The 13,396-nt window shown below is 63.1% G+C and carries 14 protein-coding genes; 8 read left to right on the forward strand and 6 right to left on the reverse strand.

Going from position 1 to position 13,396, the window contains the following annotated elements; translation table 11 throughout:
* Positions 1-16: 16 nt before the first annotated feature.
* Complete coding sequence (locus PRZ03_RS21115) at positions 17-3,604, reverse strand: indolepyruvate ferredoxin oxidoreductase family protein (protein ID WP_273602124.1); 3,588 nt, start codon at positions 3,602-3,604, stop codon at positions 17-19.
* Between the two features lie 117 nt (positions 3,605-3,721).
* Between PRZ03_RS21115 and PRZ03_RS21120 the strand changes: the two genes are divergently transcribed.
* The 4 genes from PRZ03_RS21120 to PRZ03_RS21135 all read left to right on the forward strand — a co-directional run bounded on the left by PRZ03_RS21120 (position 3,722) and on the right by PRZ03_RS21135 (position 6,667).
* A complete protein-coding gene (locus PRZ03_RS21120; protein WP_273602125.1) occupies positions 3,722-4,195 on the forward strand; it encodes an Lrp/AsnC family transcriptional regulator in 474 nt (157 codons plus the stop codon).
* Between the two features lie 154 nt (positions 4,196-4,349).
* Complete coding sequence (locus tag PRZ03_RS21125) at positions 4,350-4,841, forward strand: response regulator (RefSeq protein ID WP_273602126.1); 492 nt, start codon at positions 4,350-4,352, stop codon at positions 4,839-4,841.
* Complete coding sequence (locus tag PRZ03_RS21130) at positions 4,838-6,190, forward strand: GAF domain-containing sensor histidine kinase (protein ID WP_273602127.1); 1,353 nt, start codon at positions 4,838-4,840, stop codon at positions 6,188-6,190. The genes PRZ03_RS21125 and PRZ03_RS21130 overlap by 4 nt, the downstream gene beginning before the upstream one ends.
* Before the next feature lie 12 nt (positions 6,191-6,202).
* Entirely contained in the window at positions 6,203-6,667 is a 465-nt protein-coding gene (locus tag PRZ03_RS21135; RefSeq protein WP_273602128.1) for an Lrp/AsnC family transcriptional regulator, read from the forward strand.
* Here PRZ03_RS21135 and PRZ03_RS21140 read toward each other — a convergent pair.
* Complete coding sequence (locus PRZ03_RS21140; protein WP_273602129.1) at positions 6,659-7,192, reverse strand: GNAT family N-acetyltransferase; 534 nt, start codon at positions 7,190-7,192, stop codon at positions 6,659-6,661. The genes PRZ03_RS21135 and PRZ03_RS21140 overlap by 9 nt on opposite strands.
* Positions 7,193-7,293: 101 nt before the next feature.
* Here PRZ03_RS21140 and PRZ03_RS21145 point away from each other — a divergent pair, with 101 nt between their 5' ends.
* A complete protein-coding gene (locus tag PRZ03_RS21145; protein ID WP_273602130.1) occupies positions 7,294-8,217 on the forward strand; it encodes an SMP-30/gluconolactonase/LRE family protein in 924 nt (307 codons plus the stop codon).
* A 14-nt stretch (positions 8,218-8,231) separates the two neighbouring features.
* Here PRZ03_RS21145 and PRZ03_RS21150 read toward each other — a convergent pair whose 3' ends face one another.
* The 3 genes from PRZ03_RS21150 to pdxR form a co-directional block, all read right to left on the reverse strand.
* Positions 8,232-8,624: a rhodanese-like domain-containing protein gene (locus tag PRZ03_RS21150; protein WP_273602131.1), complete on the reverse strand. Its 393-nt coding sequence runs from the start codon at positions 8,622-8,624 to the stop codon at positions 8,232-8,234.
* 234 nt (positions 8,625-8,858) lie between these two features.
* Positions 8,859-9,254, reverse strand: a complete 396-nt coding sequence (locus PRZ03_RS21155; RefSeq protein ID WP_273602132.1) for a nuclear transport factor 2 family protein — start codon at positions 9,252-9,254, stop codon at positions 8,859-8,861.
* A gap of 30 nt (positions 9,255-9,284) precedes the next feature.
* On the reverse strand, positions 9,285-10,733 hold the full coding sequence (gene pdxR, locus PRZ03_RS21160; protein WP_273602133.1) for a MocR-like pyridoxine biosynthesis transcription factor PdxR: 1,449 nt from the start codon (positions 10,731-10,733) through the stop codon (positions 9,285-9,287).
* 89 nt (positions 10,734-10,822) lie between these two features.
* On the opposite strand from pdxR, the gene PRZ03_RS21165 reads away from it, so the two are divergent.
* Both PRZ03_RS21165 and PRZ03_RS21170 read left to right on the forward strand, forming a co-directional pair.
* Positions 10,823-11,290: a rhodanese-like domain-containing protein gene (locus tag PRZ03_RS21165; RefSeq protein ID WP_273602134.1), complete on the forward strand. Its 468-nt coding sequence runs from the start codon at positions 10,823-10,825 to the stop codon at positions 11,288-11,290.
* A 28-nt stretch (positions 11,291-11,318) separates the two neighbouring features.
* Entirely contained in the window at positions 11,319-11,768 is a 450-nt protein-coding gene (locus PRZ03_RS21170; RefSeq protein ID WP_273602135.1) for a GNAT family N-acetyltransferase, read from the forward strand.
* A gap of 46 nt (positions 11,769-11,814) precedes the next feature.
* On the opposite strand, the gene PRZ03_RS21175 is transcribed toward PRZ03_RS21170, so the two are convergent.
* On the reverse strand, positions 11,815-12,360 hold the full coding sequence (locus tag PRZ03_RS21175) for a carboxymuconolactone decarboxylase family protein (protein ID WP_273602136.1): 546 nt from the start codon (positions 12,358-12,360) through the stop codon (positions 11,815-11,817).
* A 139-nt stretch (positions 12,361-12,499) separates the two neighbouring features.
* Here PRZ03_RS21175 and PRZ03_RS21180 point away from each other — a divergent pair, with 139 nt between their 5' ends.
* Positions 12,500-13,372 (forward strand): AraC family transcriptional regulator, encoded by an 873-nt coding sequence (locus PRZ03_RS21180; protein WP_273602137.1) that lies wholly within the window; start codon positions 12,500-12,502, stop codon positions 13,370-13,372.
* Positions 13,373-13,396 lie beyond the last annotated feature (24 nt).

Consider the following 13,396-nt stretch of genomic DNA (forward strand, 5'->3'; position numbering starts at 1 on the left):
CGGCTGGATCGGAGCGTCAGAGTTCTGCCACGCTCTTGATGCGCTGCGGCATGGCCACCACCTGCTCGGTGGCCGGCGCTGCCCGACCGTGGAATCTATCCAGCAAGGCTTGCTGCTTGGCCCGCACGGTGACCACATTGGCATGTTTGACATGACCATAACCACGGATCTGCTCGGGCAAGCGGGCCAGTTGCACGGCCAGCTCCAGCTTGTCGGCGCTCAAGCCTGTCAGCAACTCATTGACGAGGCTTTCATAGTCACCGATCAGGCGGCGCTCCATGCGGCGCTCATCGGTCTTGCCAAAAATGTCCAGCGCACCGCCTCGCAAGCCCCTGAACTTGGCCAAGACCTTGAAGGCCTTGAAGGTCCAGCTGCCTAGCTCGATCTTCTTGGCGCGGCCATCGGCGCCGGGCTTGGAAACCAAGGGTGGGGCGAGGTGGAAGGAGAGGGAGGCCCAGTTGTCGAACTGCGCCTTCATCGCAGCTTCAAACGTGCCGTCGGTATACAGGCGCGCGACCTCGTACTCGTCCTTGATCGCCAGCAGCTTGGCGTAGTAGCGCGCCACCGCCTTGGCTAAACGCTCGGTCTTGCCGGCTTCACCCAGGGCGGCCTCGGCTTGGCGGACCTTGTTCACCAGACTCATATAGCGCTGCGCATAGGCGCTGTCCTGATAGGCCGTCAGGTGGCTGGCGCGGCGAGCGAGCAGGCCGTCTTCACCGTCAAGACGGTCGAAGTTGAGGACTTGTATGACCTGGCCCAACTTGCCGGCCAAGCGGCGCAAGGCCTCGGGGTTCGCGATCGCCAAACGACCCAGCGCAAACGCGGTCTTGTTGCCTTCGACCGCCACACCGTTGAGTTCCATCGCTCGAATCAGCGCGGCCTCGCTCAGCGGCACCAGTCCGCGCTGCCAGCAGGCACCCAGCATGACGATATTGGCCGGCATGGTGTCGCCCATTAGCTCTTGAGCGATGGCTTGAGCGTCGATGCTGCTCATCAAGCTGGCGTCGCCGCCCACCGCATGCAGCATCTTTGCCAGCAGCGACTCGCCTTGCAAGCTGGCATCCGGGTTGCGCACAAAGGCTGCGGTCGGCAGCTCATGCGTGTTGGCCAGCACGACCGTACGGCCAGGCTTGACGGTGCCCAAAGCGTCCGGCGAGGCGCCGACCACCATATCGCAGGCCAAGAGCACATCGGCCTGTTGCGTATCGATGCGAACCTGGTTGAGCAGGTCTTGCGTCTGCGCCACGCGCACAAAGCTCAAGACCGAGCCGCCTTTTTGCGCGAAGCCCATGAAGTCCAGCACCGAAGCCTGCTTGTGTTCCAGATGCGCGGCCATGCTGATCAAGGCGCCGACGGTGACGACGCCGGTGCCGCCGACGCCGGTCACCAGCAGGTCGAATGGACCGGTCCATTGCCAGGGCGCGGGCGCCTGGATCGCGGCGATTTCACGTGCCAAGTCTTGCGGCGTGAAGCCGGCGCCGCTGCGCTTTTTCAGCTGCGCGCCGTGCACCGACACAAAGCTCGGGCAAAAGCCATTGACGCAGGAGAAATCTTTGTTGCAACTGCTTTGCTCGATCTGGCGCTTGCGGCCAAAGTCGGTTTCCACCGGCACGACAGACAGGCAGTTGGACGCCTGGCCGCAGTCGCCGCAACCTTCGCAAACCGCCTGGTTGATGAAGATGCGCTTGGGCGGATCAATCATCTCCTTCTTCTTGCGGCGACGCCTCTTCTCGGCCGCGCAGGTCTGGTCGTAGATAAGAATCGTCACGCCTTCAATCTCGCGCAGCTCGCGCTGCACCGCGTCAAGCTCGCTGCGGTCGTGAAAAGTCGTGCCGGCCGGGAACAGGCCGTGGTGCCCGTCGTACTTGCCAATTTCATCGGACACCACGACCAGGCGCTTGACGCCCTCGGCCTCGACTTGGCGCGCGATCTGCGGCACGCTGGTCTGGCCGTCCACCGGCTGGCCGCCGGTCATCGCGACGGCGTCGTTGTAGAGGATCTTGTAGGTGATATTGGTCTTGGCCGCGATCGCCTGGCGGATCGCTAAATAGCCGGAATGGTAGTAAGTGCCGTCGCCCAGGTTCTGGAACACATGCTTTTCGGTCGTGAAGCGGCTGTGCGCCGCCCAGTCCACGCCCTCGGCGCCCATCTGAATCAGGCCCGAGGTGCCGCGCTCCATCCAACTGGCCATGAAATGGCAGCCGATGCCTGCCAAGGCGCGCGAGCCTTCGGGCAGCTTGGTCGAGGTGTTGTGCGGGCAGCCCGAGCAGAAGTAAGGCTGGCGGCGCACGCCGTCGGCCGCATTGGAGAGCAGGCAGGGCGTGAGGAAGTCCACCACCAGATGGCGCCGGTCTAGCGCCGGATTCAAGCGGGCCAGCCAGTCGGCGACCGTCGCCATGATGCGCGAGGGCCGCAGCTCGCCCAAGGCGCTCAACACCGCCGCGCCATGCTCATCGGTCTTGCCGATCACATGCGGGCGCTGAGCGTCGGGCAGGTGGTAGAGCAGCTCCTTGATCTGGCGCTCGACGACGGGTGCCTTCTCCTCGATCACCAGCATATCGGTCAGGCCTTGGGCGAACTCGCTCATGCGGGTCGATTCGAGCGGGAACACCAGGCCAACCTTGTAGACGCGCACACCGGCGGCAGCCAAAGCGTTCGGGTCCAGGTCCAGACGGCGCAAGACCTCCATGAAGTCGTAATGCGCTTTGCCGACGGTGACGATGCCTAAAGTTGCCGCCGGGCTGCTGACGATGTGTTTGTCAATGCTATTGAGCTTGGCGAAGGCCTTGACGGCGTTCAGCTTGTGCTCAAGCCTTGTCTCCAGCTCCAGCGAGGGCAGGTCGACCGCGCGGATATGCAGGTCCACCGGCGGCACATGGTCGACAGGCAGTTCGAAGTCCAGCGGCACGCCGTCCAGATCGACCGTCATGCCACTTTCCACCACCTCGGAGATCGCCTTGAAGCCAACCCAGGTCGAGGAGAAGCGGCTCAGCGCCCAGCCGTAGAGCCCGAACTCCAGATACTCGGCCACATTGCCCGGGTGGACGATGGGCATATGCCAAGCTTGCAGGGCCAGATCGCTTTGGTGCGGGGTGCTGCTTGAGACGCAACCATGGTCATCGCCGCAGACCACCAGCACGCCGCCTAACTTCGAAGTGCCGTAGACATTGCCATGCTTGAGCGCGTCGCCGCTGCGGTCCACGCCCGGGCCCTTGCCGTACCACATGGCGAACACACCGTCTGCCGTGCGCTTGGGGTCGAGGGCGACGCGCTGCACGCCCAGGCAGGCGGTGGCGGCGAGGTCTTCGTTGATGGCGGGCAAGAAGTTGACCTTGGCTGCATCGAGGAACTTTTTGGCCTTCCAGAGTTGCTGGTCGACCATGCCCAGCGGGCTGCCGCGGTAGCCGGAGACGAAGCCGGCGGTGTGCAGGCCTTTGCTTTCGTCCTGCGCTTTTTGCGCCAGCAGCAGGCGCACCAAGGCTTGGGTGCCGGTCAAAAAGACCGCGCCGGAGGTGGCGGCGAGGTTGTCCGAGAGCTTGTAGTCCCGCAGGGCTTGCTCGCCGTCTTGTGCGCCATCTTGGGCGGTGGTTTTGATGTCGGACATGGGCTCTCCTGGCGGCGTTGGGCTGGCGAGATTTTTCATCAAGTCAGCAAGTGTTTGTTGCCCTCATTGCCGCTGTCAAGCATTCAAATGAGAGAATTCAACTCAAAGAGGTGGCAAATGGAGAGTGAACGTTTTGATCGGGCAAGCCGCGAGATTCTTGCGGCTTTGCAGGACGATTGCCGGCAGAGCACGCAGGCGCTGGCCGACAAGGTGGGTTTGTCAGCCACACCGGTCTGGCGGCGCATCAAGGAGCTGGAAGACAGCGGCGTGATCCGTCGCCATGTGGCGTTGGTGGACCGCGAAAAGCTGGGTCTGAATATCTGCGTGCTCGCTAACGTTAGCCTGGTGCGGCATAGCGAAGGGGCGGTCGAGCAGTTCGAGCGCCTGGTGCTGGCCAGCCGCGAGATCATCGAATGCCACGGCATCACCGGCGAGGCCGATTACGTGATCAAGGTGGTGGTGCCCGATATGAAGGCCTATGACCTGTTCCTGCAGGGCCAGATATTCAAGGTGCCGGGCGTGGCCAGCGTGCGCAGCAATGTGGTGCTGCGCGAGGTCAAATACGAGACGGCGCTGCCGGTGAATATATAGACCTTGTGGGTTGGACCTTGCCGTACCCGGCAAGCTCCGACCCCAACTGATTGAGCGGGTTTGTGGCGCGCGTTGAGTGGCTCAAATTTATTCGTTTGGCCTCCACTCGTTTCAAGGGTTTGCAATACCATGTGTGAGCTTGCGAGAGGATGCCGTGAACGACGACGATTTGATTGCCTTTGCGGACGAGGAAGTTGCCCATCGATGCGTCCCCGGTGCGTCCTGGGTGTTGCTGGTCGTGGACGACGAGCCCAGTGTGCATGAGGTGACCGCGCTGGTCCTTGCCGAATTGGTGTTGGATGGGCGCGGCGTCGATTTTTTGCATGCCAGCAGCGCTGGCCAGGCCCAGGCGCTGCTGGGGCAGCGCGACGATGTCGCCGTGGTGTTGCTGGATGTGGTGATGGAAACCGAAACGGCGGGTCTGGATTTGGTGGCGCGGATACGCCACGAGTCGCTCAGCCCAAGCACACGCATCGTCATTCGCACCGGCCAGGCCGGCGCGTTCTCGGAGCAGGAGGTGCTGCGCCAGTTTGACGTGAATGAGTATTGCCACAAGACCGACATGACCGATCGGGTCCTGAACAGAATCTGCCTGTTGGCCTTGCGCAATTACCGCGATATCTTGACTGCCAGGAGCCTGCCATGAGTAGCGTCGATGTTGCCGACCGCAGTGCGGCGCTGTTTTCCGCCGATGAGGGCCGCAGCTTGGCCGAAGCGGCTTTGCGCTCCATCACGCTGAGCACCTCGCGTGCGCAAGGCGAGGAGTTCTTTCGCGTGCTGGTGCGCGACTTGGCGCAGGCGCTCGAGGTGCAATACGTGATTGCCGCTGAGGTCTGCACGGTCGAGACCGGTGAAGCCTCGCGCACCTTGGCGGTTTGGGCCGGCAGCGACTTTGCGCCGAATATGACTTATTCGCTGGAAGGCACCCCCTGTCAGAACGTGGCCGACCAGAGCATGTGCTTCCATGCCTGCGGCGTGCAGGCCGCTTTTCCGCAGGATAGCCTGTTGGTAGAGATGGGCGCGCACAGCTATATCGGCATGCCGATGGTCGGCACCCATGGCAAGACCCTGGGTATTCTGATTGCCCTGGATGTGCAGGAGATGCAGGAAAGCAAGCGGCTGCTGGCGCTGTCGCTGTTGTCGATTTTCGCCGCACGCTGCGCCGCCGAACTGCAGCACCGGGCGCGCGAGGCCGAGCTGGAGGCCAAAGTGGCACTGCGTACACGTGCGCTGGAGGAGGCGCGCGCCCATCTGGTCGAGCATGAGAAGCTGGCTGCCTTGGGCGGGTTGGTGGCCGGCATGGCTCACGAGGTGAACACGCCGATCGGGGTGGCGGTCACTTCGGCCTCGGGCCTGCAACGTTTTGCGACCGAGATCACCGAGATGCTGGCCACCGAGAAGGTCTCGCGCAGCCGCTTGGCGACGCTGGCCTCGCAGATCTCACAGTCGGTGGAATTGGTCGAACGCAATCTGCAGCGCGCGGCGGAGTTGATGGGCAATTTCAAAAGCCTGGCGGTGGACCAGAGCTCCGAGGTGGTGACCGAGTTCGAACTGGCCGACTACCTGCGCAAGGTCACGACGGCCCACCAGGCCGAGATCAGCAAATGCGGCGCCAGCCTGAGTTTGCGCGTACCGCCGGGCTTGCGCGTGCGCATGGCGGCCGGCATGCTGGCGCAGATCACGTCCAATCTGCTGATGAACGCGCTGCTTCACGGGGCTCGCCCCGCGCTGGAGTTGTGCCTGACGGTAGAGACGCGTGGCCGCGACCTGCGCTATGTGTTCGAGGACAACGGCGTAGGCGTTAGCGCCGAGGTGCGCGCCCATATGCTCGAGCCCTTTTACACCACCCGCCGTGGCGCGGGCGGCAGCGGCCTGGGCTTGCACATCGTCTACACCCTGGTGCAGCGTCTGGCGGGCAAGCTGTCGCTGGAGAGTCGGCCGGGCGAGGGGCTGCGCGTGACGCTCGACTTGCCCGACTTGCTGGTGGCGGCTTAGAGCTTGTCCGGTTTGGATAAATTCGACCGCCGCATCCTCGAGATGCTGCAAGATGACGCGCGCATCAGCTCGGAGCTGATAGCTGCCGAGGTGGGCCTGTCGGCGACCGCCGTGCAGCGCCGCATCAAGAAGCTGCGCGAGGACGGCGTGATCGTCGCGCAGGTGGTGGTGCTGGAGCCTCGAGCACTCGGGCGCGGCGTGACGGCGCTGATCGAGGTCACGCTGGCCGAGGCCAGCCGCGAAGCGGTGATCGACGGCTTCAAGCGCCGCATGGCCGAGCAGGCAGAGGTGCAGCAATGCTATTACGTGGCCGGCGAGAGCGACTTTGTGCTGATCGTGACGGCGGTCGATATGGCCGACTACGAGCTGTTGACCCGGCGCTTGTTTTTTGACGACAGCAATATCAAAAAGTTCCGCTCCACCTTTGTGCTGGAGGCCAGCAAGCGCAGCCTCAGTCTGCCGGTCGTTTCAATCTAGATTCAAGTCACATTGATAGGCGAGGAGTTCGGGGTCTTTGCCTCGCAGCGCTTCCGACGCGGCCGGGTCTAAACGCACAAAGCCGCATTTCTCCATCACCCGGGCGGAGGCTGGATTGGCTGGGCTGACCACGGCGATCAGGCGCCGCAGACCCAGTTCTTGCAACGCCAAGGCCTTCATTTGAACGACCGCTGCGGTCGCCACGCCGGCGCCGGCCTGGTCTTGCCCCACTCGGTAGCCGAGCTCGGCCACGCCGGCCAGCGAATCCACGTCTTTCAAATTGGATCGCCCCACAATGACGCCGGCCTCGTCCAGCAGCAGGGCGGGAAACCAACGTCCTTGGGCATGAGCTGCCAGCAGCTCGGCGATATGTTGCTCTACACCTGCTCGGGTGTAGAAGGCCTCGCCGCGCGGGGCAACATGCTGCTCGAACCAGCCGCGATTGCGGGTTTCAAAGTCCAGCAGCGCTGGGCAATCGGCCGGCGTCAGCAGGCGTATCTTGACGGTTTTCTTGATGGTTTTCATGCCTGTATTTTGAAGTGGAATCAGCCTAGTACGCAGTTTCGCGGCGCGCAGCTTCAAAGATTCGCCGCTCCGCTGCAGCCTTGTTTGCCGACAATTTCTGCATGACGACATCACACACCACCTCTGCCCCAAGCCACTTCGAAATTCTTGACCCTCGCTTCGAGGACTGCGTGCGCAGCAGCGCCCAGATCGAGCAGCTCTACACCGGCTGCCGCTGGGCCGAAGGGCCGGCCTACTTTCCGGCGCAGCGCTCGCTGGTCTGGAGCGATATCCCGAATGAGCGCATGCTGCGTTTTGACGAATGCACGGGCCAGGTCGGCGTGTTTCGGCAACCCAGCGGCTATAGCAATGGCAATACGGTTGACCGCGAGGGTCGCTTGATCACTTGCGAGCATGGCGGCCGACGCGTCGTGCGCACCGAACATGACGGCAGCCTCACCGTGCTGGCTGATCGCTATCAAGGCAAGCGTCTGAATAGCCCCAACGACGTGGTCGTCAAGTCCGACGGCACGATCTGGTTCACCGACCCGAACTACGGCATCACGTCCAACTACGAAGGTATCAAAGCCGAGCAGGAGCAGCCCGGTTGCTACGTCTACCGCCTTGATCCGCTAACCGGCGAATTGCGCGTGGTGGTGGATGACTTCAAGGGCCCGAATGGACTGGCGTTTTCGCCCGATGAGCGAACGCTCTACATCGTTGATACCGAGCAGGACTGCGGCACCATGCGTCGTTTTGCAGTGGGCGCCGATGGCGTGAGTTTGAGCGGCGGCGAGGTCTTCATCACCTGCGAGACTGGTTTTTATGACGGCTTTCGCTGCGATGAAGAAGGGCGCATCTGGACCAGTGCCGGCCGCGCCATTCACTGCCACTTGCCGGACGGCACCCTGATCGGCCGCATCAAGATGCCCGAGCGCGTGTCCAATCTCGTCTTCGGCGGCCCCAAGCGCAATCGCTTGTTCATCTGCGCAACGACGTCGCTTTACGCTGTCTTGCTGGCTGTGGATGGGGCCAAGACCTTCTGACCCGGGCCAAGCTATCAATGCTCGATCGACTTGCCCAGCGTCTTGCCCAGCGCAATCGCCCCGCCGCCGTTGCGCACATTGGTGTAGCCCATGCGTTGCAGCAAGCCCAATGCTTGCTCAGCGCGGCCGCCCGAAGAGCAATACAGCACGATGGGCGCGTCATGGTCGGGCGCCATCTGAGAGACCAGATGACTCATCTGCGGCAGCGGCAGGCAATGCGCATCAGGGAGATGGCCGGCCATGTATTCGGCATAGGAGCGCACATCGATCAGCAGCGCATCCTCTGGCAGCGCTTGTTCGCGCTGCCTGCCGCCGGCCTGCGGCTGATCGGATTCATGGTGGTAGTGCGGCTCTTCTTGCGCAGCCATTTGCGCGTCAATCGGTAAATAGAACGATGCCCAGGTCATGATGGTCTTCTCCTAAAGCGCAGGGTCGACGGGCTTTAGAGCAAAAACATGGCTAGGCCAAGGAGGCTGTCTTGATCTTGCTGCGAGCCGGACCCTGTTTTACATCAAGTACCCAGACTTGGCGAGTGGGAATTCAGTGCCCGCTTTGTCCGTGGGCCCGCGTGTGAAATATTGTCGCTTTCCGGCCAATCGGGTGACTTGCTCTGGAAGGGGCGACTGCTCTCCCGTAACTCATCAATTGCGCGCCATTGACTGCAGCATTTCGCCCATCTTCTGGTGCAGCAGATTGATCGCCTTGAGCGGTCGGATCATGACCTTGAAGTCGCAGATGCGGCCGGCTTCATCCCAACGGATGATGTCGACGCCATTGATTTCAATCCCGTCCACCTCGGCGATGAATTCCAGCATTGCGTCCCGAGGCCCGGCGATCTCTCGCAAGTAGCGGAACTTGCCCGGCTTGAGCAGCACCTGCAGCGCGCCGGCCAAATACATGCGGGTCAAGGCCTTGCCCTGCTGCGGTTTGTGCACCACGGGCGAATGGAAGATCACGTCATCGGCCAGCAAGTCATCGAGCGCCTGCGCGTCGGCGCTGTCGATGATGTGATGCCAAAGCTTCAAGGTGTCCAACATGCGAGTTCCTCAGTGTTTGTATAGCCCATGCTATATCTTCGCCAGCTGCTTCACGGCTGCCTGAATTTCTGCCGGCGTGAGCGCGGCGAAGCCCAAGAGCCAACCGTCCAGTTTCGAGGGCCCAAGGTATAGACCGCTCAATCCTGGCGTCAGCAGACCCAAGCGGGCGGCTCTTTGAGTGAGCTGCTGCTCTTCGCCCGGTGGCAGCAGGGCGGCAATTTGCAAACCACCAGCGCTAGGCTGTGGCCGCAGCCAGCTGCCAACTTTCGACTGCAGCTCGTTTAAAAGCAGCTCCCGTCGTTGGCGGTAGAGCTGGCGCATCAGGCGCAGATGGGCGGCGAAATGGCCTTGTTTGATGAAGTCGGCAGTGACGGCCTGGGTCAATTGCGCGCTGTGGCCATCTTGCACGCTGCGCGCCAGTCTCAACGGCGCAATCAGCTCGCGCGGCACCACCATATAGGCCAGGCGCAAGGACGGAAACAGGGTTTTGGAAAACGTGCCCAGATAGAGCACCCGCTGCGGGTCTTGCTCGGCCTGCAGGCCTTGCAGCGCGGGCATCGGGCGTCCCTCATAGTGGAACTCGCTGTCGTAGTCATCTTCAATCAGCCAACAGCCTTCGCGTTTGGCCAGATCCAGCAACTGCAGGCGCCGCGGCAAACTGAGTGCGACCCCGCTGGGGTATTGGTGCGAGGGCGTCAGGTAAATCAGCTTGGGCGACGGACCTTCGCTGGGCGCCTGCATGCCCTCTTGATCCACCGGCACCGATTGCAGCTGCGCCCCGGCTGCGGCGAAAGCAGTGGCCGCACCGCGGTAGCCGGGTTCCTCCAGCCAAACGCGGTCGCCTTCGTCCAGCAGCAGGCTGGCCAGTAGCTGCAAAGCTTGCTGCGAGCTGGTCAGCACCAGCACTTGGTCGGCATCGCAGCGCAGGCCGCGTGACTGGCGCAGGTAGTCGGCTATGGCGACCCGCAGTTCCTCGCGTCCCTGCGGGTCGCCATAGCCCAAGAGCTGGTGGCCTTGCGGCCCGTTCAAGCGGCGGGCTTGCAACTTGCGCCAAAGCTGAATCGGGAAGGCTCGTAGATCGGGGCTGCCGGCGGCAAAGGGCAGGGGCAGCTGAGGATCCTCGCAGCCGCCGCCCGCGACGATGCGCTCGCCGCGCTTGGACAAGCTCAAGGGCGTCGCTATAGCGTGCGGCTGATTGCGCTTGCTGTCCGTGAAGCCTTTGAAGGCCACAAAGCTGCCCTGGCCCACGCTGCGGCGCAGATAGCCCTCGGCCTCCAACTGGGTGTAAGCCGCTTCAACCGTCACGCGAGACAGGCCCAAGTCCAGCGCAAGCACTCGGCTGGCCGGCAGCCGCTCGGATTGCCGCAGCTCGCCCGTGTGCATGGTCTGGCGCAAGCTGGCACAGAGTTGCTCGCGCCGGCCCAGGCCTTGTTGAGCTTCGCGCTCAAAACGTTGCAACCAGAGTCTGGGCTTGTCCATTGGTCTTATTGCATGTGCTGAATGGGTATTAATGTTAAGGCCAAGCTGGCAGACACTGTGTACACCTTTTCACCACGAGACGCCCCATCATGAGCACGAATGAAAACCTTGCACCCGCGTCGGTGCTGCTGTCCTATCCTGCGCCCAGCCCGGCCGAGAGCGCCGCCTTCATGCTGGCCAAGCTGAACTATCACGCTGATGCTTGGGATGTGGCCGAAGACCTGAGTGCTGGCGTTGATGCCATCGTCGTCGTCGACACCCGCGCCGAAGCCCATTACGCCGCCGGTCATGTGCCCGGTGCCGTCAATCTGCCGCACCGCCTGATGGATGCCGCCAGCACCACGACGCTGGACCGCAGCAAGACCTACATCTGCTACTGCGACGGCATAGGCTGCAACGGCTCCACCAAGGGTGCCTACAAGCTTGCCAGTTTGGGCTTCAAGGTCAAGGAAATGCTCGGCGGCCTGGACTTCTGGAAGCGCGATGGTCATCCGGTCGCCACCGGCAGCGAGCCCGGCAGCCTGCGCGGCGCGGCGCTGATCGCTTGTGCTTGCTGAGCCGAGCCGCCGGCTCGGATCTGGCGTGATGACGATTCGCTCGGTCATGCCTAGCCAGGCCGCAGACATGGCGGAACTGGCGCAGCTCTGTGTCGAGCATGCCGAATATGAGGGCCTGACTCCTTGTCGTGATGCAGACTTCAGCCAGCGTTTGGCCATCGCAATTGGTGCCGGGCGTTTGCATGTCTGGCTGGCGCAGCAGGGCGAACAAGCACTCGCCTATGCCAGCGCGACCCTGGATTTTTCAACCCTGGCGGCCCAGCCTTTTATGCATATGGACTGCCTCTACCTGCGTCCGGCAGCGCGAGCCCAAGGCCTGGGTGCACGCTTGCTGCACACGGTGGCGGACTTTGCTCGGCAGCGGCGCTGCCAGGCCATGCAATGGCAGACGCCGCTGTGGAACGAAGGCGCCACGCGCTTTTATCTACGCCAAGGTGCGATGGCGCTGAGCAAAACGCGCTTCAGTCTGGCGCTGTGACATGGCGACTCTGTGCCGGTCAGGCGGGACAGGGCGCGCCCTTGGGTCAGGCCGCCCGGCGCAGCTTGACGGCGGGGAAGTCCACCGGCACGGCGAAGGCGATGTTCACATAGTTGGTGAACAGATTGAGCGCCACATGGGCGAGGATCTCGGTGATCTCCGCGTCGCCGAAGCCCACGGCGCGCAGCGCTTGAACGTCGGCACCGCCGACCTGGCCGCGCTCATTGACGAGCTTGAGCGCGAAGCGCAATGCCTCCTGCGTCTTGGGATCAGCGGATTCCCCGGCCTGGGCATGCCGCATCTCCTCGGCGCTGGCGCCGGCCTTGCGACCCAGCGCGGTGTGCGCGGCCAGGCAGTACTCGCAGGCATTGCGGTCGGCCACCGCCACGGCGATTTGCTCGCCGAGTTTGGCCGGGATCACGCTGCCGCCTAGCGCGCCAAACGCGCTCCACATGCTGCTCAAGGCGGCCGGCGAATTCGCCACGGCGCGGAACATATTCGGCACCGTGCCGAAGGCGCCGTGGACGGCGTCGAGCAAGGCTTTGCGCTCGGCAGTGGTGTTGGCGCGGTCGATCAGAGGAATGCGGTTCATGGTGTGTCCTTGTGTAGTTGCTTGGGGTTTGTGTCTTGCGGCACACCAGCAGTTTCTGTCCGCTTGAAGAGCGAATTGCTGCTTAAAATCCATACAACATACCAATTCGTCCAAGGCTTGCTTGGATCCTCGCTCGCTCATGCCTGCCAATTCAGCGCCACCTCTTGATCGTCTGTCGTCGCTGCTCGATCGCTTTCGGGTGCGAGCGCATCTATTCCATGCCGGGGCCTTGTGCGGGGTGACGCATTTCGACGCCCAGCCGGGCCGCGCTTTTATGCATGTGCTGCGCCGGGGTGAAATGGTGCTGACGCACCCGCCGGGCAGCGCCGCGCCACGCAAAGTGAAAGTGAGCGAACCCACGCTGCTGTTTTACCCGCGGCCGCTGGCGCATCAATTCCGTAACGCGCCCAGCGAAGGTGCCGACTTTGTGTGCGCCACCCTGGACTTTGAAGGCGGCGAGCGCCATCCGTTGGTGGTGGCCCTGCCGCCGGTTTTGGTCTTGCCCTTGCGATCGGTGGACGGGCTCGAGCCGACGCTGGCGCTGCTGTTCGCGGAGACCGAACGCTTGCGCTGTGGTCAGCGCCTCTTGGCCGACCGTTTGTTTGAGGTCTTGTTGCTGCAGTTGCTGCGCTGGTTGCTCGATCACCCCGAGCAGGCCGGCATGCCGGCGGGCCTGATCTATGGGCTGGCGAACCCGAAGCTGGCGCGTGCGCTGACGGCCCTGCATGAGGCGCCGGGCGAGGCTTGGTCGCTGCAGAGCATGGCGCTGGTGGCGGGTATGTCGCGCAGCAGCTTCGCAGCCGAGTTCAAACAGCAGCTTGGCCGCACGCCGGCCGAATACCTGTTGCAGTGGCGGGTCTCGCTCGCGCGATCGATGCTGCTGGGCGGCTCGTCCATCAAGAGTGCCGGTGAGGCGCTGGGTTATGCCAGCGCCGCCTCGTTCTCGCGCGCGTTCACCCAAGCGAGTGGGCAGGCACCCCGGGCATGGCTGTTGCAGCAGCGCCAGGGCTAGGCCTCAGGTCTTGGGCACTAGGCT

The organism is Roseateles albus (genome assembly GCF_028595345.1).
Classification (GTDB): domain Bacteria; phylum Pseudomonadota; class Gammaproteobacteria; order Burkholderiales; family Burkholderiaceae_C; genus Paucibacter_A; species Paucibacter_A albus.